General features: G+C 64.5%; 17 protein-coding genes and 1 pseudogene. 14 read left to right on the forward strand and 4 right to left on the reverse strand.

Annotated features, from left to right (window positions below; all coding sequences use genetic code 11):
- Positions 1 to 481: 481 nt before the first annotated feature.
- Both QZH52_RS37355 and QZH52_RS37360 read right to left on the reverse strand, forming a co-directional pair.
- Positions 482 to 1,579 (reverse strand): transporter substrate-binding domain-containing protein, encoded by a 1,098-nt coding sequence (locus QZH52_RS37355; protein WP_301816325.1) that lies wholly within the window; start codon positions 1,577 to 1,579, stop codon positions 482 to 484.
- An 817-nt stretch (positions 1,580 to 2,396) separates the two neighbouring features.
- Positions 2,397 to 3,026, reverse strand: coding sequence for a hypothetical protein (locus QZH52_RS37360; RefSeq protein ID WP_301816326.1), 630 nt, complete (start codon positions 3,024 to 3,026; stop codon positions 2,397 to 2,399).
- Positions 3,027 to 3,182: 156 nt separating this feature from the next.
- Here QZH52_RS37360 and QZH52_RS37365 point away from each other — a divergent pair, with 156 nt between their 5' ends.
- The 11 genes from QZH52_RS37365 to dctA all read left to right on the forward strand — a co-directional run bounded on the left by QZH52_RS37365 (position 3,183) and on the right by dctA (position 16,444).
- Positions 3,183 to 4,238: a helix-turn-helix transcriptional regulator gene (locus QZH52_RS37365; protein ID WP_301816327.1), complete on the forward strand. Its 1,056-nt coding sequence runs from the start codon at positions 3,183 to 3,185 to the stop codon at positions 4,236 to 4,238.
- 47 nt (positions 4,239 to 4,285) lie between these two features.
- Positions 4,286 to 5,926 (forward strand): PEP-utilizing enzyme, encoded by a 1,641-nt coding sequence (locus QZH52_RS37370; RefSeq protein WP_301816328.1) that lies wholly within the window; start codon positions 4,286 to 4,288, stop codon positions 5,924 to 5,926.
- On the forward strand, positions 5,923 to 7,188 hold the full coding sequence (locus QZH52_RS37375; protein WP_301816329.1) for a PEP/pyruvate-binding domain-containing protein: 1,266 nt from the start codon (positions 5,923 to 5,925) through the stop codon (positions 7,186 to 7,188). Before QZH52_RS37370 ends, QZH52_RS37375 begins: the two co-directional genes overlap by 4 nt.
- Positions 7,189 to 7,392: 204 nt before the next feature.
- On the forward strand, positions 7,393 to 7,800 hold the full coding sequence (locus QZH52_RS37380; RefSeq protein WP_301816330.1) for a hypothetical protein: 408 nt from the start codon (positions 7,393 to 7,395) through the stop codon (positions 7,798 to 7,800).
- 142 nt (positions 7,801 to 7,942) lie between these two features.
- Positions 7,943 to 9,463 (forward strand): adenylate/guanylate cyclase domain-containing protein, encoded by a 1,521-nt coding sequence (locus tag QZH52_RS37385; RefSeq protein WP_301816331.1) that lies wholly within the window; start codon positions 7,943 to 7,945, stop codon positions 9,461 to 9,463.
- Positions 9,464 to 9,985: 522 nt separating this feature from the next.
- Complete coding sequence (locus tag QZH52_RS37390) at positions 9,986 to 10,135, forward strand: hypothetical protein (RefSeq protein ID WP_301816332.1); 150 nt, start codon at positions 9,986 to 9,988, stop codon at positions 10,133 to 10,135.
- A 577-nt stretch (positions 10,136 to 10,712) separates the two neighbouring features.
- Positions 10,713 to 11,573, forward strand: coding sequence for an HTD2 family dehydratase (locus QZH52_RS37395; RefSeq protein WP_301816333.1), 861 nt, complete (start codon positions 10,713 to 10,715; stop codon positions 11,571 to 11,573).
- A 32-nt stretch (positions 11,574 to 11,605) separates the two neighbouring features.
- On the forward strand, positions 11,606 to 12,796 hold the full coding sequence (locus QZH52_RS37400) for a CaiB/BaiF CoA transferase family protein (RefSeq protein ID WP_301816334.1): 1,191 nt from the start codon (positions 11,606 to 11,608) through the stop codon (positions 12,794 to 12,796).
- Positions 12,797 to 12,806: 10 nt separating this feature from the next.
- A complete protein-coding gene (locus QZH52_RS37405) occupies positions 12,807 to 13,637 on the forward strand; it encodes an HpcH/HpaI aldolase/citrate lyase family protein (RefSeq protein WP_301816335.1) in 831 nt (276 codons plus the stop codon).
- A 45-nt stretch (positions 13,638 to 13,682) separates the two neighbouring features.
- Positions 13,683 to 15,029 (forward strand): class-II fumarase/aspartase family protein, encoded by a 1,347-nt coding sequence (locus QZH52_RS37410; protein WP_301816336.1) that lies wholly within the window; start codon positions 13,683 to 13,685, stop codon positions 15,027 to 15,029.
- Between the two features lie 80 nt (positions 15,030 to 15,109).
- On the forward strand, positions 15,110 to 16,444 hold the full coding sequence (gene dctA / locus QZH52_RS37415; RefSeq protein WP_301816337.1) for a C4-dicarboxylate transporter DctA: 1,335 nt from the start codon (positions 15,110 to 15,112) through the stop codon (positions 16,442 to 16,444).
- A gap of 41 nt (positions 16,445 to 16,485) precedes the next feature.
- Here the strand turns inward: dctA and QZH52_RS37420 are convergent, their stop codons facing one another.
- Entirely contained in the window at positions 16,486 to 17,415 is a 930-nt protein-coding gene (locus QZH52_RS37420; RefSeq protein ID WP_301816338.1) for a LysR family transcriptional regulator, read from the reverse strand.
- A 159-nt stretch (positions 17,416 to 17,574) separates the two neighbouring features.
- On the opposite strand from QZH52_RS37420, the gene QZH52_RS37425 reads away from it, so the two are divergent.
- The 3 genes from QZH52_RS37425 to QZH52_RS37435 all read left to right on the forward strand — a co-directional run bounded on the left by QZH52_RS37425 (position 17,575) and on the right by QZH52_RS37435 (position 21,495).
- Positions 17,575 to 18,546 carry a Bug family tripartite tricarboxylate transporter substrate binding protein gene (locus tag QZH52_RS37425; protein ID WP_301816339.1) on the forward strand — a complete coding sequence of 324 codons (972 nt, stop codon included), beginning with the start codon at positions 17,575 to 17,577 and terminating at the stop codon, positions 18,544 to 18,546.
- A 1-nt stretch (position 18,547) separates the two neighbouring features.
- The gene (locus QZH52_RS37430) at positions 18,548 to 20,569 is read left to right on the forward strand and encodes a 4-oxalomesaconate tautomerase (protein WP_301816340.1); all 2,022 of its coding nucleotides are present in this window, start codon (positions 18,548 to 18,550) and stop codon (positions 20,567 to 20,569) included.
- A gap of 389 nt (positions 20,570 to 20,958) precedes the next feature.
- Positions 20,959 to 21,495, forward strand: coding sequence for an O-acetyl-ADP-ribose deacetylase (locus QZH52_RS37435; protein ID WP_301816341.1), 537 nt, complete (start codon positions 20,959 to 20,961; stop codon positions 21,493 to 21,495).
- Between the two features lie 160 nt (positions 21,496 to 21,655).
- On the opposite strand, the pseudogene QZH52_RS37440 reads toward QZH52_RS37435, so the two are convergent.
- Positions 21,656 to 21,967, reverse strand: a pseudogene (locus QZH52_RS37440) (cupin domain-containing protein); the annotation flags it as partial.
- Between the last annotated feature and the right edge of the window lie 65 nt (positions 21,968 to 22,032).

Raw genomic sequence — 22,032 nt, forward strand, 5'->3', positions numbered from 1 at the left:
CAAAACGCCCGGTGGGCAGACCTCACGGCGCGACGTTGACCGGAATCGCGACCGCATCGTGTCGTGATGTCTTGAGATCCGACGACGTCATTCATTGATCAGCATCTCCCTTATCACCCACGATCAATGTCTTCATCCACGACTCCTTGAAGTTCGTGGGACAACATCATATCTAATCTATTGAACGCAAATTGGTATCAGGTACCAACGCCATCGAAGACCCACGCGCCGCCAGTCCAGGCTTCAGGGCGTGGCTGGCGAACGGCAGCGGCGTTGGTGATCTCGATGGGGATTCGCCGCTGGGGCGGACTCGAACAGGCCACGTACGTCTGGGGCGACGAGTTTGCGCCGGGTGGCAAGCGCATGGCCAATACTTGGCATGGCCAACAGAGCCGACCTTTCCCGGTGGCCAGCACCAAGGCCCGTGGCGCCGTGGGCACCAGCCCCGTCGGCACCTAACGTTGCCGGCCACGAGTGACGACTACCTCTGGCTCTTGAACCACTTGTCGTGAATCTGCTCGTAAGTCCCATCCTGATAGACGCCGAGCAACGCTTCGTTGATCCCCTTGCGAAGCGGGCTGCCCAGTGCAACCACGATGCCGTACTTCTCCGGTCTGAATACGGGGCCGACAACTTGCAGTGATCCATTGCCTGATGTCGCAGCCCAATACTGCAGCGTGGGGGCGTCGAAGACGATGGCCTGCACCTTGTCGTGCGTGAGCAAGTCGATGGCGGCCGCGGCGTTTGCGACCTCGACAAAAGGCTGGTGCAGAATCGAGAGGTAGTCTGCCGCCACGGTGCCGGGCACGCTCGCCACCGTCTTGCCGGGCAAGTCCCCCGGACCGGTGATGATCGATCGCAACCTCTGCACCGTCTGCGATGAGGTTACCGTCGCGGTCAATTGCGTAATCAGTACGATGCCCATCAGCCAGACGCAGGCGATCACGATACGCCTCACGGTGCCGGGGTCGCGACGTTCGCCATGCTCGCCGGTCGCGATGATCAGCGTGGTGTTCCACATCTCGTTGCCGATGGCCGCCAGGTATCCCTTGCCAAGATCCAGGCCCCGTCTTCGCTCGATAACCCAGAGTACGTTGGCGCAGAGAAATACAAGCACCAGCGCCGCGGCGAACAGCTTTCCGATGGACTTCCAAGGTATGGCCATCAATGTGGCAAGAATGGGACTTTCGGTTTCGGCGCGGACCATGATCTGAAGGCCCGAATCGAAATAGGCTTGCGAGAAGTCGATGGCGCGCTCGCGCTCAGGCGTCATCACAATGGCCGAGATTGCAACGTCCGCGTCGCCACGAGGTACGCTTTCAAGTTGGTCCGCACGCGAGCCCGCGTCCACCCAGACGAACTCGACACCCATTCGACGCGCGAGTTCGCTCCACAGGTCGACGCTGAATCCCTTGAACCGATCCCCCTCCTTGATGACGAAAGGCGCCAGCGCACCCGTTGCCACCCGCAACGGCCGGGTCTGCGGCGGAGCCGCCTCCTCCGCGTACACCGACGAAGCACATACCAGCACCAGCCACATCAAGGCCAAGCCCTGCGATCGGAGTGAATTCGTTTGCACCACCGACACCTCCTTGCGACATTTTGGCGCAGTTGCATCGCTGGTAGTTCGGTGGACCTTGTTCGATGATGAAAACGTGCCTTGCTCGACTCCCGGCCCTTCTGTCCGTCCTGCTTCGGCCTATGCGCCCTTGGATCGCGCAGCCAATCGGTCGAAGTGGAATGCCGGGAAGCGGCCATTCGCGAACTTCCGCTGCTGGCCGGGAGACCCGTCTTCACGATGGCGAGTGCGTCTTCGGAGCGGCGCGCTGGCAACGGGGGCAGAGGTCCACGGTCGACCCCACGCATTGTCTATGTAGGCAATGGTCTTCGCTGTTTCGCCGAACCGGCCGTCACATCGAAGCTTCTGGCCCTCGGCGTCCACCTGTGCGTACGGGTAGACCGCGTCTTTCTCCTGATTCGCGGGCCAGCCAAACGCGGCCACCGTTGTGCGCTTCAGGTAGTCCGCGGGTCCGTACGTGCCGAGCCCCTTCGAGACGATTCAGCCGTTGGCGACGGTGCCGAGGCTCTTGGAGTTGCCTTCGATCTTCTTGAGCGCGGTCTGCGGCAGATCCTTCAGTGCGGCCTGCACCGCCGGGTCGAGCTTGCTCAGCCGAATGGCTGGCCGGGCACGATCCCGATCTTCGCCATGCGCGCGATGATCGGCGCGTCGGTCATGCTGAAACCCGGATTCGCATTCACGGCCGCACGGAGATGCTTGCGCCGACCGCCCCAGTGGCAAGGGCCGCGTGGATGAAGGTTCGCCTCGTCGCTGTCATATGACTTCTTTCAAGAGGATCAAGATTTGGTATTTCAGGGAGCGCGTGCTGTCTGACAGATCAAGCTGACTGCAGCATTGCCTCTTCAAAGCAGCGCAAGGGCTTGATGAGCGGCTCCAGCAGCTTTCCGGCTTGCTCGCTGGTCAGCACCTCGGATGCGGTGAGCTTGGTCAGCGTGCGTTCTGCCCCTCTCGGCTCCCAAACGTCTTCGCCGATCAGACGGCACTGGTCGTCGTAGGGCCAGAACATCTGCACGCCGGGAACCCTCATCAGGTAGTAGGCGTTCTCGTCGTCGACCGCGATTCCGTTGCCGGCGAGTGTCTTGCCGTGCGTCTGCTGGTACATCGTGGCCACCGAGGCGATGAAGTTGTCGGCGACGGCGATCTGCTCGTCTTCGACGTAGAAGATCGATTGATTCGTCTGTGCCCATGCCGCGTAGAAGCCCTTGACGGCTTCAGCGCCATCGAGCGTGGCGCTGTTGCCGCCCACCTCGAAGTGGTATAGCGGGCTCGCGACTGTCATGTCGGGCGCAAAGATCTCTTCATAGCGACCGCCAATCTCAAGGAAGCGGTGGCGGTAGTACGCCTCGAGCATGAAGCGGTGACGCGGATTGGTCGTCACTTCCATCAGTTCGTCAATCGCGCGGTTGGTCCTGCGCACGTCCAGGTTCGGGTTGCCGAGAATTGCCATGTTGTCCCTCTGTAGGCGAGGACTGCATGATCGATTGCGCGCGCTCGCCACACAAAGGCTGAAACCGACATTGACGGGTCCGCTTTCGACATCTAAGTGGAAACCCTAGGAGGCGGCCATTGCTACCATTGGCGTCGGTCGAGATGGAGCGACGTCGTGATTGCTGCGCCCAAAACCGTGCCTACGCGCTATTTTTCATTGCTGCTGGACATCGTTGCCCGGCAAGGGGTAGACGTGTCGCGACTGCTCGCTCTCGCGAAGATCGATGCCTCCCGCTTTGAGGGGAGCAATGGCGCATTGGCGCCCAGAGACGTGGATGCGCTCGTCGAGGCGGCCTATACGCTCACAGGCCGCGAGGACCTTGGGTTCGAGTTGGGCCGAACTGTCAAACTGAACTCGCATGACCTGATGGGCTACGCAATGCTCAGCTGCCGTGACCTCGACCACTTCATGCAGTTCACGAGCCGCTATTACCATTTCATCAACGCACTGTTCGCGATGAAATACAGGCGAGGTGCCCGGCAGGGCGAGGTGACCTTCAACCCCGTTGTCGCGATGCCCTTGGCAACCATGCACTTTGCGCTCGAGGCGATGGCTGTCTCTTTCCAAGACCAGGTCCAGGTGTTGTTCAGGTCGGACCTGGCATACGAGATCCGAATGGGTATGTCGAGCCCGGCCCACGCGGCGCGCTATGCAGCCCTCGCGCCTGTGCGATTCCATTTCGATGATGCAGCGCCCCCGGGCATTCGGGTTCTATTCGAAGGCGAGATGCTCGATCGGCCGCTTCCCATGCCATCCCCAGCGCTCGTGCAGCAAATCGAGCAGCGACTGCACGTGCTCCAAAGGCGTCCCGCGCCGGACGGCGAATGGGGTCCGTACATCGCCATGCTGCTTCGGGAGACGCGCGGGCAGCAATTGACCCTCACGGAGATCGCCCAGCGTCTGCGCATATCCGATCGGACCATCGACCGGAACTTGAAGAAGGAGGGCCTGAGCTTTCGCCTGCTCTCGCAGAAGGTGCGGCTCGAGCGGGCGCAAGATCTCTTGCGCCAGCCCGATGCAACATTGCAGCAGGTCTCGATGGAACTGGGATTCGGCGATGTTGCCAACTTTTCGAGGGCGTTTCGGCGCGACGCGGGCGTCACGCCGAAAGAATATCTTCAGATCTTCCGAAACGGCGGCGAGGAAGCCGTGACGGTTCCTCGCCCTTGAGCGGCATGGGCGCAGGTACGGGCCGATCCTCACAAGGAGATAGCACCATGACAGTACACGACCTGAGCATCAAACTGCCCATTGAACCGCCCGGGCCCGGGCCGTGGAAACAGGATGGCGTGCACTTCCCGCGGCCTCTGACGCGCTACTTCCAGGAGATGCACCCAGGCCCGTTCCGCGCCGGCACGCAAGCCTTTGCGCGCTACTACGGCATGCTCATCGACGGCCTGCAGATCGCCTACGTGCAGGGCTTCGGCTACAGCCAGGTGGTGCCGGCACCGGAATCCGAGCTGCCCGAACGCTTCCAGCGCGCCGAGCAGGTCTACGCGCAGAAGCTCTGGCGCGAGCAGCTGCGCGAATGGGACAACCAGTGCAAGCCCGCGGCAATCGCGCTGCACCGAGAGCTGCAGCTTGTCGACGCGGACGCGCTGTCCGACGCCGAGCTGGTGGCCTATCTGCGGCGCTGCCGCGACCACCACGCGGCGATGATCACGCAGCACATGCGTTTCACCGGTGGCGCGGTGCTGCCCGTCGGCGACTTCCTTGCCCATGCGGGCGCCTGGACCCAGTTGCCACCTTCGGAGCTGCTGGCCCTGATGCGCGGGTCGGCCGAGGTCTCGTCCGGCGGATCCGACGAGATGGTGCGCCTGAAGGGCGCCTTCGCCACGGACGCGGCGGCACGCACGCTGCTGGTCAGCGACGGCGACCCAGCGCAGCTGCTCGAACGTCTGCGCACGCTCGGCGGCGATGCCGGCGCGGCGGTGCGCGGCTATCTCGACCTGGTCGGTCACCGACTGATCGACGGCTTCGACATCGCCGAGCCCACCGCACTGGAGCTGCCTGACGCGCTGCTCCGCTCGCTTCGCATCGCGTTGTCGGGCGAAGCCGTGGTCGCGTCGGACCTCGACGTGCGCGTCGCCGAGGTGCGTGCCCGCGTGCCTGTGGCGCACCAGGCGCAATTCGATGAATTGCTGGGCGAGGCCCGCTTGATGTACCGGTTGCGCGACGAGCGCGGTGTCTACAGTGACATCTGGGCCTCTGGCCTGATGCGGCGCGCGGCGCTGGCGGCCGGCCGGCGCGTGTCGGCGCGCGGCCGCATCGCTACCCCTCTGCACATGCTGGACGCCGGCATCGACGAGATGTGCGCGCTGGTTGCCGCCAGTGGAGGCCCCACGGCTGAGGAGCTGGCACAGCGCGCCGCCTATCGCGCGGCGCACACGGCCAAGGACGTGCCCCCGCTGCTCGGGCCGCCGCCCCCGCTGCCGCCGGACCTGGCGGCGCTGCCGCCGCCTGTGGCTCGCCTCATGCGCGCGACCTTCATCGCGCTGGGCCATTTGTTCGGCAGCTCCGAGGCCACCAACGAAGACAAGATGCTCTACGGGCTGGCCGCCAGCAAGGGAGTCTATGAAGGTCCGGCGCGGCGCGTCTCGGGCCCGTCGGAGTTCGGCCGCATCCAGCAGGGCGACGTGCTCGTCACCGAATCGACGACCGAGGCCTTCAACATCTTGCTGCCGCTGCTGGGCGGCATCGTCACCGACAATGGTGGCTTGCTATCGCACGCGGCGATCGTCGCGCGCGAATACGGTATACCCGGCGTGGTCGGCACGCGCGAGGCCACCGAACGCATCAGCGACGGCATGCGCCTGCGCGTCGACGGGGATGCCGGCGAGGTCACGGTGCTCGGGTGAAGCAGCAAGTCGTCCCTTTTGCGAAAGCGCGCGACGCTGCGCTCTTCGGCTCCAAGGCGGTGGGCCTCGGCAATGCCGTGCATCACGGCCTGGCAGTGCCGCCAGGCGTGGCGCTGTCGGGCGACTTGGTCGATGCCATCGCTGGTGGCGACGAGAAGGCCATCGAGAGGCTTGCAGCGGCAATTGCCGATCTGCCGGCGCCGTTCGCCGTGCGCTCCTCGGCCGTCGATGAAGACGGCGCTGCAGCCAGCTTTGCCGGCCAGCACCTGACGGTGCTCAATGTGCACACGCCAGCCGATGTGCCCGGCGCAGTGCGCGAGGTGTGGTGGTCGGCCAATTCGGATTCGGCCATCACCTACCGCCAGAAGGTGGGGCTGTTCACCAGGCCGAGTGTCGGCGTGGTGGTGCAGACGCTGCTCAATCCCGATGTGGCTGGTGTCATGTTCACCGAACACCCGGTCACCGGCGCTGACGAGCGTCTGATCGAGGCCAGCTGGGGTCTGGGCGAAGCGGTGGTTGCCGGCCTGGTGGTGCCCGACCACTTCCGCCTCGATCGCGCCGGCCTGGTGCTGGAACGCAAGCCCGGACGCAAGCGCATCGCCGTGCGCTCGCTGCCCAACGGCGGGACCTTCGAAGAACAGGTGCCGGCGGCGCAGGTGACGCAGTTGTGCCTGGACGATACGCAGCTGGCGTCGCTCGCGGGCCTGGCACTGCAGTGCGAGAAGGCCTACGGCCCGCGCCGCGACATCGAATGGGCGATGCAGGACGGCAGGTTGTACCTGCTGCAATGCCGCGCCGTGACCACCGGCCAGTCGCGCAGTGAGGCCGCCTTGCCCAGCCCACCGCCGCGCGACCCGGTCGGCGCTCTGCAGCGCGTGCGCTTCTTTGTCGACCTGGACCGGCGCCAGACCGAGCAGATTGCGCGGCTGCTGAAGCAGCGCCATTTCGCCCAGGGCGAGACCGTCATCCGCGAGGGTTCGGGCGCGGCTGCGTTCTTCATCATCGAATCGGGCGAGGCCGCGGTGTCGAGCAAGGGCGTGTCGATCAACACGCTGGGCCCGGGCGATCATTTCGGCGAGATCGCGCTGATCGACGGCGGGCCGCGCTCGGCCACCGTCGTCGCCACCACCGAGTTGGTGTGCTACGGCCTGACCTTCTGGGAGTTCCGCCCGCTGATCGAACGCAACGGCGCCATCGCCTGGAAGCTGCTGCAGGCGCTGGCAAAGCGACTGCGCGTGGCCGAACAGGGCCAGAGTTCATGAACGTCTCAACGCGATTCTCAGCGCCCCGGCGGCGCTCGTCGTGCACGCATATGGACAGAGCGGATAGCCGTTGCCACAATCCACCGTAGCAAATTCGAGATCCGTCCCCCCACCGGCGAAAGTGCCTGTCGCCAGTCACCAACTCAAATGAACTTTCAGATGCATTGGGCAAGACCTGTTCTGTGGATTGCAACGATTGCTGCCATGGCATGGACCACGCACGTCCACGCGCAAATTGCTTTCATCGCTCGGCACGTCATCGGTCGGGTGGAGCAGATGTCGCAACAGCAAGGCAACGGCGGGGTTGCGTACGACACCGCCGCCGTAGTGGTTGAAGTTCCTGCCGAGAAAGTCTACGCGGTCGCACTCCGCAACCTCAGCGCCCAGTCTCAGTTGCGGATCACTGGCCAAGATCAACAAGGGCGCTCCATCCAGTTCACGAACAACGTTCAGATCGCGGGGCTGCAGGTCAACGCACTATCGGACAAACTGTCTCAAATCCTGATCACGTCTGCCCACACGGGCGACCAGAACGTCTCATCGCTCATCCTCGAACGCATCCTTTTGTTCTGCTCGGAGATGAAGGTGAAGTGTTCGAAGGGTTCGAACTAGCGCAAGCCCCTTTGCCGACTTTCGCGTGGGCGAACACCGGTCGTTCATGCATCGGCGGTGACGTTCATTACAGCCAGACTCCGAACCGGCCCGGCTGCGTCAGCATTGGCCCACGAGCGAGGCGATCCGCCACAATGTCCCCATGCAAACCCCGGACCTGCACAGTCGCCTTCTGGCCATCCTGGCCGCGGACGCCGCAGGCTATTCGCGCCTGATGTCGCTTGACGAGCGCGGCACCGTCGCGGCGCTCGACGCCGCGCGCGCGGTATTCCGCGAGCAAGTCGTCTTGCACGGCGGACGCGTGATCGATACGGCCGGCGACTCGGTGTTGGCGGTGTTCGATAGCGCTGCGGGTGCCGTCACGGCGGCACTCGAAGCGCAGCGAGACCTGGCGGGGCTCGCGACCGGCTTGCCCGAAGATCGTTGCATGCACTTTCGCATCGGCGTGCACCTGGGCGACGTGATGGAAAAGGCCGACGGTACGGTGTACGGCGATGGAGTGAACATCGCGGCGCGGCTGCAGGTTCTTGCCGAACCGGGCGGCGTCACACTTTCTGATTCGATCCATCGCGCGGTCAAGGGCAAGGTGGCGGCCAGCTTCGAGGACCAGGGCGAGCAGACGATCAAGAACATCGCCGAGCCCGTCCGTGCATACCGGCTCCGCCTTCCAGGCGATGCGCCGACCCGGCCCGGCTTGCCTTCGGCGGCCGAGATTTCGCTGACTGTCGGTGACGTCGCTTCGCGCTTGCCCGACAAGCCGTCGATTGCCGTGCTGCCCTTCACCAACATGAGTGGCGACCTGGAGCAGGGATACTTCGCCGATGGCATCAGCGAGGACATCATCACCGAGATTGCCCGCATCCCCGCGCTGTTCGTCATTGCACGCAATTCGACCTTTACCTACAAGGGGAAGGCCGCCAAGGTCCAGGACATCTGTCGCGACCTCGGTGTTCGCTACGTCCTGGAAGGCAGCGTCCGCAAGTCGGGGCAGCGGATGAGGGTGACCGCGCAGCTCATCGACGGCGACACGGGCGGCCAGATCTGGGCTGAACGCTACGACCGCGAGCTTGCCGACATTTTCGCCGTGCAGGACGACATCACCGAACAGATCGTCCGTGCCCTCGAAATCAGGCTCACGGAGACGGCGAGCCCGGCGACCTCGCGCCTGGAAACCGAGCATCCGGAAGCCTACGATTGCGTCTTGCGCGGGCGCGAGCAGTACCGCCTGTTCACGAAGGAAGGCAACGCCGCGGCTCGGCTGCACTACGACAAGGCGATCGAACTCGATCCGGGCTATGCGCAAGCGCATGCGGGTCTCGCCCTGACCTACCTGCACGATTTGTTTTCCGGTTCACCGGGAGCGCTGGAGCGGGCCTTCGAACTGGCGGAGTTGGCCAAGAGCCTCGATCCGAGCCTGCCCCTGGTCTACGAGGCGCTGTCCAGTGTCCTTCTCTTCAGGCGGCAACACGACGAAGCTGTCGATGCCGCCAGACGATGGACCGAGATCGAGCCGAGCAACGCCGAGGCCTATGCCAGCCTCGCCGGCATTCTGAATTTCGCTGGCCAGCCCCAGCGAGTCGCCGAGTTGATCGAAAAGGCAAAGCGCCTCAATCCGTACCATCCCTTCTACTACACCCTTACATTGGCCACGCCTGTTTCTTGATGCATCGTTTCCAGGATGCCGTGCAGTTCATCAAGCGAAGCATCGCCCACAATCCCGAAAATCGTTGCCCTCGCATTTCTTTCTCGCCGCCTGCCATGGCCAGCTGGGTGAGGACACCCTTGCGCACGAGGCGCTGGCGGAGGTTTGGCGCATCAGTCCCGGATTCTCAATGGCGTCGGTCCGGGCTATCGCAGCCTACAGGCGCGCAGCTGATCTGGACTTGCTGACCGAAGGTCTTCGCAAGGCAGGGCTGCCGGAAGGAGCGCCGTGGACGCGCCCTTGACACGGGGCGGACCGATCTTGGATCGATCCGAGCACGACCAGGTCGGTCGCGGCATCCGGCAATGCTGCGTGTCGCCGACGCGCCGTACAAGCTCTCCTCTTCGGAACTGCGGGCGCCGCTGCTTTACAGTTCTGGAGGGCTCTCGAATCTCTTCGAGCGGCTGGATGAAGACAGGCTGGTGAACCGCGGGATGATCGCAAGGACAGGCGGGGCATGAGGGTCGCGTTGACCCGGAAGGGGTGAAACTGGTGGAAGAGGCGATGCCTCGGCATGCCGCGGCGAAACTGCATCTGGTGCGCATGCTCGACGAGGATCAGCGCGCGCGGTTGGCCGAGTTGTTGAACTTGACGGTGGGGAACGCGCCGGGGACTGAGGCGGCGCTGGATTGAGGGGGCTGGGTCGTTCCAGTCCCATTCGAGAGTCGTCGCGTTCACCGTAGCGCGATCTTCGGTGGCAGTTCGCGCACGGGGCTGTCGCGTGCTCCACGACGTCGCCGCAGCGCAGCCGAAGGCGACAGTCTCTTCGCCGTGAAGCGGCACGCCGGCCTCAGTCTGCCTTCGTCGCATCGCTCAGAGGCAGGTCGCGATCCTCTGTTGGAGGGAAAAGCCACACGGATAGCGTTGGCCGTGGGGAAACAGCCGGTCGAATTTCTGGGGGCGAACGACGGCGACCGTTGAAAGCTGACTTTCAGACCTCCCTTCGCGACCGATTGGTCTACTTCAGCGTTGAGCCCGGAACGTCCACTGCTCCAGCAAGCGGTCGTTCAGTTTTGAGCACATGACACCATGCCGAGTGGGCCGCACACAAGCGGTTATCGACCGCCTCCTGGTTCACTCAGGGATAAGCCGTTTATTGCGCTGTGTGCATCAATAGGACCAAACATTGCAATTCCGCTAACGTAGCTTGCGTCGCACACTTGCTCCCCAGAACTGCTGCCGCTTGGTGCAGTCAGCAAAGGAGACAAGATTGGACGCAAAGAAAGATCAACTGCAATCGTGGGTAGGGCGCAGCGAGAGGGCCGAAGACACCATCAACCCCACCCCGGTGGTCGCACTGACGGCGACCCTGGACCATCCGGTCGCACCGGTCACTTCGGGCACACCGCTTCCCCCGCTTTGGCACTGGCTCTATTTCCTGCCGATGCATCGGCAAAGCGAAATCGGCGCCGACGGCCATGCCAAGCGCGGCGGCTTCCTTCCGCCGGTACCCCTGCCTCGACGCATGTGGGCTGGCAGTCAGTTCGAGTTCCGCTCCCCGATCCGCGTCGGCGACCGTGTTGCGCGCACCTCGACCATCGATGACGTCACAACGAAGGAAGGCCGCACCGGCAAGCTCGTATTCGTGAAGGTGCGTCACGAAGTGCGCTGCAACGAGGCGGTTGAGCCGGCACTGGTCGAGTTCCACGACATCGTCTATCGCGAAGCACAGGGCCCGGACGATGTCGTGCCGCCACCTCAATCCGCACCATCCGACGCCGCCTGGCGCCGCGAAATCGTGCCCGACGATGTGTTGCTGTTCCGCTACTCGGCGCTCACGTTCAATGGCCACCGCATCCACTACGACCGCCAGTACGTGACGCAGGTCGAGGGCTATCCAGGTCTGGTCGTGCACGGTCCGCTGATCGCGACACTGCTGATGGACCTCCTGCGCCGCCAGTTGCCCGAAGCCGACGTGGCGAGCTTTCGCTTCAAGGCGGTCCGCCCGACCTTCGACCTGAACGCCTTCCATGTCAACGGCCGACCTGAGGCCGACGGCAAGACGATCCGTCTCTGGGCCTCGGACCACGAGGGTTGGCTGACGATGGACGCCACCGCAGTACTGCGCTGATCCACTCACACACCATCGAGAGAGACATACTCATGCAGCCACTCAAGGGCATCACCGTCGTCACGCTGGAGCACGCGATTGCCGCGCCCTTCGCCACCCGCCAATTGGCCGACCTGGGCGCCCGCGTCATCAAGATCGAGCGCCCCGGCTCGGGCGACTTCGCCCGCGGCTACGACGAACGCGTTCGCGGACTGGCGTCGCACTTCGTCTGGACCAACCGTTCCAAGGAAAGCCTCACGCTCGACGTGAAGCACCCCGAGGCAGCGGCGATTCTCGAGCGCCTGGTCATGGAGAAGGCCGACATCGTCGTTCAGAATCTGGCACCGGGCGCTGCAACGCGCCTCGGCCTGGGCTACGACAAGCTGTCAGGCGCCAAGCCAGGCTTGATCGTCTGCGATATTTCCGGCTACGGGGACGACCCGCACCATCCGGGTCCGTACCGCGACAAGAAGGCCTACGACCTCTTGATCCAGAGCGAGGCCGGCTTTGTCTCCGTCACAGGCACGCCCGAAGAGCCCTGCAAGGCGGGCCCCTCGATCGCGGACATCGCCGCGGGGATGTACGCGTACAGCAGCATCCTTGCGGCGCTGCTGCAGCGCGGCCAGACCGGCAAGGGGCAACGCATCGACATCTCGATGCTGGAGTCGCTGGCCGAATGGACCAGCTACCCGCTCTACTACGCGTTCGAGGGCGCCGAGCCGCCGCCGCGCACCGGCGCCAGCCACGCGACGATCTATCCCTACGGCCCGTTCCCGGCCGGCGACGGCACCACCGTGATGCTCGGCCTGCAGAACGAGCGCGAATGGGTCAGCTTCTGCGAAACGGTGCTGCAGCAGCCCGACCTCGCGAAGGATCCCCGCTTTACCGCCAATTTCAAGCGCGTGGCCGAGCGCACAGCATTGCGCCAGATCATCCTGGATGCCTTTCAGCCGCTGACTGGCACGCAGGTGGTCGAGCGACTCGAGCGCGCGCAGATCGCCAACGCCCAGGTCAACACCATGAAGGAGGTCTGGGCACATCCGCAGCTCAAGGCGCGAGGGCGCTGGACCGAAGTCGGGACGGCCGTGGGGCCGGTGCCCGCCATGCTGCCGCCCGGCACCTGGGATACCGGTCCCCGCATGGACCCGGTGCCCGCGCTCGGCGAACACACGGACGCGATCCTGGCCGAACTCGGCTACAGCGCGGCCGAGATCGCCGGGCTTCACACATCCGAAGCAATCTGAGGTCGCCGTCATGCCCGCCGAACTGCTGCCGCCTGCACGCACCTACCTGTTCGTGCCGGGAACGCGCCCGGAACGTTTCGACAAGGCGCTGGCCAGCGGCGCCGACAAGGTCGTTCTCGACCTCGAGGACGCCGTGGCTGCCGACGACAAGGCCACTGCACGCGGCGTTGTCACGGCATGGCTGCAAAGCGCAACGCCCGCAGGCCGATCGCGCATCGTCGTGCGCATCAATGACGCCAACTCGTCCTGGTTTGCCGCAGACCTTGCGGCCTTCGGCGACGCGCATGGGATCGGCGTGCTCTTGCCCAAGGCCGAGTCCGCTGAGCAGATCGCCGAGACGCAAGCCGCATTGCCCGGCGCCAGCATCCTCGCTCTCATTGAAAGCGCACGTGGTGTGTCGGAAGCGAACCGCATCGCGGCCGCCGGTGCGCAACGCCTGGTGTTCGGCACGCTCGATTTCGCACTCGACCTCGACATGGACATCACGACGGACGCCTCCGGCCTTGGCTATGCCGCCAGCCGCATCGCGATCGCTTCGCGCCTCGCGGGCCTGCCGGCACCCGTCGCAGGCGTCACGCCGCAACTCGACGACGAAGCACGTCTGCTGTCGGATCTTGCCGATGCGCGCAGGCTTGGCTTCGGCGCCAAGCTGTGTATCCACCCACGCCAGGTACAGCCGATCCACGCCGCGCTGCGTCCGAGCGCAGAGGCACTGGACTGGGCCCAGCGTGTCCTGGTTGCCGATGCGGCATCGCCTGGCGCCGCCCGGCTCGACGGCCGCATGGTCGACCGGCCCGTGGTGCTGCAGGCACACCGCACGCTGGCCCTGGCTCGCGACTGACTGACCCCGTTCACCAACTCCCACCGCAGAAAGAGACAACTTATCATGGCCTCCACCATCATCGATTCGCGCATCTTCGGCGACATGTTCAGCGACGCGCGCATGCGCGACGTCTGGTCTGACGAGAACCGCACCGCGAAGTACCTGGACATCGAGCGCGCCCTCGCGAAGGTCCAGGGCGAGCTCGGCATCATCCCGAAAGAAGCGGCCGATGAGATCGTCCGCAACTGCAATCTGTCGCAGATCGACTGGGCCAAGCTGAAGGCGAAGACCGAGCAGATCGGCTATCCCATCATTGCCGTGGTCAACCAGATCAATGCGAACTGCCGAGACAAGCTCGGCGAGTATTGCCACTGGGGTGCAACCACGCAGGACATCACCGACACGGCCGCCGTCCTGCAGATGCGCGAAGGCCTTGCCTTGGTCGAGCAGGATCTGGACGAGATCGGCGATGCGCTCGCCGCGCTGGCGAAGAAGTACCGAGACACGCCCGTCATCGGCCGCTCCAACCTGCAGCAGGCCACGCCGATCACCTTCGGCTACAAGATGGCGAGCATCCTGGCCGGCATCGACCGACACCGTGAGCGCCTCCAGCAACTCAAGCCGCGTGTCCTGATGGGCGAGTTCGGCGGCGCGTCGGGCACCTTGTCCTCGTTGGAGAAGGGCGCGATGGAAACCCAGGCCGGACTGATGAAGGAGCTGGGCCTGGCCCAGCCGCTGATCTCGTGGCACACGGTGCGCGACACCATCGCCGAGGTCGGTGCCTTCCTCGGGCTGGTCGGGGGCTCGCTCGGCAAGATCGCAATGGACGTCAAGCTGATGATGCAGACCGAAGTGGCCGAGGTCTTCGAGCCGTTCGCCCCGGGCCGGGGTTCGTCGTCGACCATGCCGCAAAAGCGCAATCCGATCTCCTGCCTCTACATCCACGCCAACATCTCCGTGGCGCGCCAGCATGCGGCTGCGCTGATGGATGCGATGGTGGCCGACCACGAGCGCTCGACCGGGCCCTGGGAAATCGAGTGGGTGTCGCTTCCCGAGATCTTCTGCCTGATGTCGGGGGCGTTGAAACAGACCAAGTTCATTCTCAAGGGCCTGGAGGTCGACGCCACCCGCATGCGCGCCAACATCGACATCACCAACGGCCTCGTGATGTCCGAGGCCGTGATGATGGGCCTGGGCCCGTACATCGGCCGTGAATATGCCCACGACCTGGTGTATGACCTGTGTCGCCAGGCGCTCGCCGACAACCGGCCGCTGATCGAGATCCTGGTCGACCACCCGGAGGTCAACAAGCATGTCACGCGCGCCCAGCTCGATGCGATGTGTGACCCGGCCAACAACCTGGGCCAGGCCGGAGTCATGGTCGATCGCGTGCTCGCGGCGCGCCGCTGAGTCAAGCCCCGCCATTCACCACCGACCAAACCGGCACAGACCGGTACGCATCTGTGCGGCCTGAATCTGGAGACAACATCGTGAACATCCGAAGACTATTGAAGCTGCTCTACGTGCAGGTCCTGATCGGCCTGATCCTCGGCATCACCGTGGGCCACTACTGGCCCGAGTTCGGCGCCGCCCTCAAGCCGCTCGGCGACGGTTTCGTCAAGCTGGTCAAGATGATGATCGCGCCGGTGGTGTTCTGCACCATCGTGAGCGGCATCACCTCCCTGGGCGACTCCAAGGAGATCGGCAAGACTCTGCTCAAGGCGATGGGACTTTTCTATGCCCTGACGATTCTGGCTCTCATCACCGGCCTGGTTACCGTCTTGCTGATTCAGCCGGGCGCGGGCATGCACATCGATCCGAAGAACCTCGACGCCTCCGTGGCGACCCGCTTCGCGAATCAGGTGCATATCCACGGCTTCACCGACTTCGTGATGCACATCATCCCGAATGCGTTCGTGGGCGCCTTCGCTGAAGGCGAGGTGTTGCCGGTACTGCTGCTCGCGGTGCTTTGCGGGTTCGGCCTGACCAAGATCGGGACGGCCGCCAAGCCGGTGCTCGAGGGCATCGAAGGCTTCTCGCACATGCTCTTCGCGGCCTTCGGCATCATCATGCGGCTGGCGCCGATCGGTGCATTCGGCGCGATGGCGTTCACCGTCGGGCGCTACGGCATCAAGTCGATCGGATCGCTCGGACTGCTGATCGGCACCTTCTATGTGGCCTGCATCTTCTTTGTCGCCGTGGTGCTCGGCGTGCTGTCGCGTCTTCACGGTTTCAAGCTGTGGCAGCTGATGCGATACATCAAGGAAGAGTTGCTGGTCGTGCTCGGCACCTCATCCAGCGAACCCGTCCTCCCCCGTCTCCTGCTCAAGCTCGAACGGCTGGGCTGCAAGAAGGGCGTGGTCGGGCTGGTGCTTCCGACAGGCTATTCGTTCAACCTCGACGGCACGGCCATCTACCTCACGCTGGCGTCGATGTTCATCGCCCAGGCCTGCGACATCCATCTGTCGTGGCTCCAGATCGGCTCGATGCTGGGCATCATGCTGCTCACTTCCAAGGGCGCTGCGGGGGTGACGGGCAGCGGCTTCGTCGCCTTGGTGGCCACGCTCACGGTCATGCCTGATCTTCCAGTGGCCGGCGTGGCGCTGATTGTCGGAATCGATCGCTTCATGTCCGAAGCTCGGGCGCTCACCAGCACCATCAGCAACGCCGTGGCCTGTATCGTGGTCTCCATCTGGGAAAACGCTTGCGACCGGGACGTCCTGAAGCGCGAACTGGCGGCGAACTATGCGAACACCGAGCACGAGCTCGAAGAGGGGTCCGGAGACCTGCAGCTGCCGCTCGGCCACACCGGCCCGGCGCACTGAAGCCGAGGCGTCGGACTTCGGGCTGCGTCCGCTTCAGGCTTTCAACCCACCGCGCGGCGGCCATCCGGCTTGCCGCGCTTTGCTTTCATTTCGGAGAAAAACGCGTAGAGCTGCTGCGCGGCCGGCGAAAGTGTCCGCCCCTTGCGACGGATAAGCCCAATCTTGCGGGTGATCACCGGGTCGTAGAGCGGAACGCTCACCAGCAGCGGATGGTCCGCATCCGGCATTGCGATCGACGGCACCGCCGCCACGCCCAGGCCCGCCTCCACCAGTCCGAGCATCGTCGTGACGTGCTGGGTCTCGTAGATGCTCTGCGGACGCCCGGCCAGGCCCGAAAGCGCCTGGTCCAGCAGCAGCCGGTTCCCCGACGCCTTGCTGACCGAGATGTAGTCGTACTGCGCCAGCTCGGTCCAGCTCACCCGCCGCTTCCTGGCGAGCGGATGGTCACGCCTGCAAGCCGCGACGAAGCGCTCCTCCAGCAGGGGCTTGAATTCGATGTCCGGCTCCTTCCCGCCGACGAAGTTGAGCCCGAAGTCGGCCTCACCGCGGGACACAACCGACAGGACCTCGTTGGCGCTGGCGTCGAATACCTTCACCCGGATCTTCGGGTAGCGCTCGTGGTAGCGCGAGATCACCTGCGACAGGAAGTAGTAGACGGTCGAAGGCACGCAGGCGATCGTCACCTCGCCCATGCGGGTTGCCGCCACCCCTCGGATCCCAAGAAGCGTGTGGTCCAGGTCATCCAGGAGCTGCTGCACCTTGCGATCGAAGTCTCGGCCGACCGAAGTCAGGCTCACGCGCCGGGTGGTGCGGTCGAGCAGCCGCACGCCCAGCGCCTCTTCGAGCTTCTCGATGCGTCGGCTGAAGGCCGGCTGCGACACATGCAGCGCCTCGGCTGCCTTGCGAAAACTGTTGAGCTCGGCCACCGCCCGGAAGGCCTGCAGATCGTTCAGATTGAAGTTGATGGCCATGGCGCATGGGCTCCTGAAGCAGTGTCACTGATCCACAGTGTGCATCAATAGATCCTAAACATGCAATTCACAGAAGGCTTCCAAAAGTGGAACATTCGATCAAGGCCAAGCAAGAGCCTCCAGGTTCCCAGTTCTCGACAATCCACCGGAGTAGACAAATTGAAGACCCAGAAATTTCGCCTCCTCGGCGCCGTGGCGCTGGCGGCATCCTTGGCTTGCGGCAGCGCGGTCGCCGCCTTTCCTGAAAAGTCGATCACCCTCGTGGTTCCGACGGCTGCGGGGGGCGCCAACGACGCCATGGCGCGAGTCATCGGCCAGGCCATGTCGGCCATCGTCAAACAGCCTGTCATCGTCGACAACAAGGCCGGCGCCAACGGCGCGATCGCCAGCGAGTATGTGATGCGCGCGGCGCCAGATGGCTACACGCTCATGCTCGGCTACATCGCCACCCATGCGATGAATCCGGCATTGCAGAAGCTTCGCTACGACCCGGTCAAGGACTTCGAGCCGGTCGGCATGGTCGGATCGTCGGCAACGCTGATGGTGGTGAATCCGGCCGTCAAAGCCAGCAGCGCCAAGGAGGTCGTGGCGATGCTCAAGGCCGCGCCGGACAAGACCAGCTATGCATCGGCCGGCAATGGCACTGCGCCGCACTTCGCGGCCGAGATGTTCAAGCTTTCGACGGGCACCAGCATGCTGCACGTGCCCTACAAGGGTTCCGCGCCAGCCATCACCGATACCCTCGGCGGCCAGACGCAAGTGATGTTTCCCAGCCTCTTCACGGCCATGCCGTATGTCAAGTCCGGCAAGCTGAGAGCGGTGGGCGTTGCGGGTCCCAAGCGCTCGGCGCTCATGCCCGACGTACCCACGCTCCAGGAGCAGGGCATCGCCGACGTCGACGTCTCGCAGTGGTACGGGATCTTCGCACCTGCGAAAACGCCCAAGCCGGTGATCGAGCAACTCAACAAGGTGCTCAACGAGGTCCTTGCCGACAAGAGCGTGGTCAAGCGCCTCGAGGATCACGGCGCCGAAGTCTCGACGATGACGACCGACCAGATGCGCACCTATGTGGCGCAGGAGCAGGTCAAGTGGAAGAAGGTGGTCCAAGCCGCCAAGATCACCGCGGATTGAGATGAACCGTTCCATCCCCTGTGTGCTCATGCGCGCCGGCACTTCGCGCGGCCCTTTCTTCCTCCGCGAGTGGCTGCCCGACGGCGACGAGGCCCGTGACCAGGCGCTGATCGGCGCCATCGGCGCCTCCGACCCCCTGCAACTCGACGGTGTGGGCGGCGGCAGCACGCTGAACAGCAAGGTCGCCATCGTGTCGCGCTCGTCGCAGCCGGGCTGTGACATCGACTATCTCTTCGCGCAGGTCGGCGTCGGCCATCGATCGGTCGACACGCGGCCGAACTGCGGCAACATGCTCTCGGGCGTTGCGCCCTTCGCGATCGAGCAGGGCTTGATTGCTGCAAAGGACGGCATCACGAGCGTTCGCGTCTACAACGTCAACACCGGGTCGCGTATCGACGTGACGGTGCGCACACCTGGCGGGCGAGTGACCTATGAGGGCGACGCGCGCATCGATGGCGTGGCCGGTACCGCGGCGCCCATCCTGCTCAACTTCCTCGACGCTTGGGGCGCGGTCACCGGGCAGGTCTTCCCGACAGGCAAGCGCATCGACACGATCGACGGTATCGAGGTGACCTGCATCGATGCTGCCATGCCGCTGATGATCGTCCGCGCAAGCGATCTCGGCGTGACGGGACGGGAGAGGCCGGCAGCCCTTGATGCGAACACTGCGCTCCTCGAACGGCTGGAAAGCCTTCGCCTGGAGGCCGGACGCATGATGGGGCTCGGCGACGTATCGAACAGTGTCATTCCAAAGCCAGTGCTGGTCAGCACGGGAGAGTCGAGTGGCAGCATCACCTCGCGCTACTTCACGCCGCGCAAATGCCATGCTTCACATGCCGTGACGGGAGCTATCGGCGTCGCCAGCGCGTTCGCCTTGCCGGGAACGGTAGCGAGTGGCTTGGCGCGCGAACCGGGACGTCATAGCCTTGTGGTGCTTCATCCCGCCGGGCAGATCGATGTCGAAGTCGAATTGAAGGGCAGTGCAGAGGCCGCGACCGTTGAACGCGCAGCCCTCGTTCGCACTGCGCGAAAGATCATGCAGGGCGAACTGCATCTACCCGACTACGTGTTCTCACGTCCAGAAGCACAGGCCGCCGAGTCGTCAGACCCGCACAGAGCCTTGACCATCATCGTGCCGACGCGGGCCGGTGGCGGCAACGACACGATGGCTCGCATCATCGCCGCCAAGCTAGGCCCGCTGCTCGGCCAAGAAGTGCTGGTCGACAACCGCGCCGGCGCGAACGGTGCCATTGCAAGCGAGTATGTGGCGGGGTCCGCGCCGGACGGACATACCTTGATGTTCGGCTACGTCGGTACGCACGCGATGAATCCAGCGCTGCAAACGCTGGGGTATGACCCGGTTCACGACTTCGCGCCGGTCGGACTTGTGGGCTCTTCGCCGACGTTGATGGTCACCCATCCGGACACGGGCGCCCCCGACCTGCACACGCTCATCGCCCGGCTGAAGGGCGCGCCTCGGTCTTTCAGCTACGCATCCGCCGGCGACGGGACGCCGCCGCACTTCGCGGCCGAGCTGTTCCAGCTCAGCAGCGGAACGTCGATGGCCAGCGTGACGTATGAGGGCGCCGCGCCTGCGATTGGCGACACGGTCAACGGACGATCGCAGATTATGTTTCCCAGCTTGTTTACGGCTTGCCCTTTCATACGTGCGGGACAGTTGCGCGCCTTGGCGGTGGCAGGACCGAGCCGCCTGGAAGGCCTTCCCGGCGTGCCGACGCTTGCCGAGTTCGGCGTTCCGGGGGTGGATGTCGTGCAGTGGTACGGCCTGTTCGCGCCGTCCGGTACGCCCGTGGGGGCCATCGATCGCCTCAATCGGGCGCTTAACGAGGTCCTGGCCGATCCAGAGATTGTCGAACGTTTCGAAAGGCATGGTGCACGCGCCGAGCCAGGAGGCGCCGACGCGCTTGCGCAGAGGATGCAGGCGGATCTCGCTCGCTGGCGACAAGTTGTAGCTCAGGCCGAGCTTGCACCGAGAGAGTCGCGCCAACTCGCGCTGGATTGACTCGTCGTCGACACGGACTGGTGGCGGGGGAGCGCGCAGCATGGTGTCTGAGTCTCTGGTTATGGCCAAGGGCCGCTTGCGGGTCCAGACTGGCCATGGGCACCCGCGACCGGCGGCTCATGGCCATCCAGAATAGCAAACCGACGGGAACTGCGCGCCGCCGCGCGCGTCGCGGCCGAAGTGCGAGCCCTCGGCCGCGCTCGCGTTGGCTACGAGCCGAAGCGGAAGTAGTCACGTGCTCAGTGCCGCGGCGCGCTGTCCTTCAAGCAGAGCCTGTGGGCGCCTGCACGACCGTGCCGTCACGCCCGATTGCGCCGGACGCGCTTGGCCATCATAGTCCTCCGACGGCGCACGAAGTGCGCCGGAAGAAGTGCTGGAGGAGCAGTGCAATGACCGTGAAACTGATTGCAATCAAGGCTGACATCACGACGCTGCAGGTCGATGTCATCGTCAATGCTGCGAACTCGAAGCTGTTGGGCGGTGGCGGCGTCGATGGCGCCATTCACCGTGCCGCAGGACCCGAACTTCTCGAGGCGTGCCGAGCACTGGGAGGCTGTGCGGCCGGCAGTGCGAAGCTGACCAAGGGCTTTCTCCTGCCTGCGAGGCACGTGGCGCACGCGGTGGGTCCAGTGTGGCAGGGCGGCAAGCAGAACGAGCCTGAGCTGCTGGCCTCATGCTATCGGCGTGCGCTTGAGCTCGCGACGCTGGTCGACGCCAAGACCATCGCGTTTCCGTGCATCAGCACAGGCGTCTATGGCTATCCCTTCAATCAAGCCGCGCGCATCGCGGTCGCCCAGGTCCGGGCGTACGTCGCAGAAAACGCCGGGCTCGAGGAAGTGGCTTTCTGCTGCTTTTCGGACCCGGACCTCGCGGTGTACGAGGCGTTGTTGCAATCGCCCCCCAGGTCTCCGGCGGAGCTACTGTAGCGTCCAGCCAGTTCCGACGATACGCGAAATGGCCGTATACACCTCTAAAGAGGACGTCGTACTCGCGGGCCGCAGCGACCACTTCGGCCGGACTCGACATGTTGTGGATGCGCCTGTACAGCTCTTGCAGCTTGCCGGCCGGGGTGGCCCAGAACAGCGCCGTCACGGGCTCGCCCGTGTTGTTGAAGAAGGCATGCGGAATCCCGCGCGGCATGCGCACCAGGTCGCCCGCGCCCGCCGAAGTCTTCTTGCCGGCCAGCAGCAGGTCGATGCGGCCGTCCAGCACGAAGATGTACTCGTCCTGGTAGGGATGCACATGCGGCGGCACGAAGGTCTCCACCGGGAAGGTCGCATGCCAGGAAAAACTGTCGTCGCTTGCCTGCTTGGGCACATACACCTGGCCAAGGATGTTCCATGAGACGCCGTCGATGCCGCTCTGCGCGCGCGTGATGTCGGGGGTTTCACTGGTCATGGGTGGCTCCTTCGGAGTGGACGAGGCGGTCAAGCGTGGGCTTCACCAGCGGATTGGTCGATGCG

Origin of the sequence: Variovorax ginsengisoli (assembly GCF_030486595.1) — a bacterium.
GTDB lineage: Bacteria > Pseudomonadota > Gammaproteobacteria > Burkholderiales > Burkholderiaceae_C > Variovorax > Variovorax ginsengisoli_B.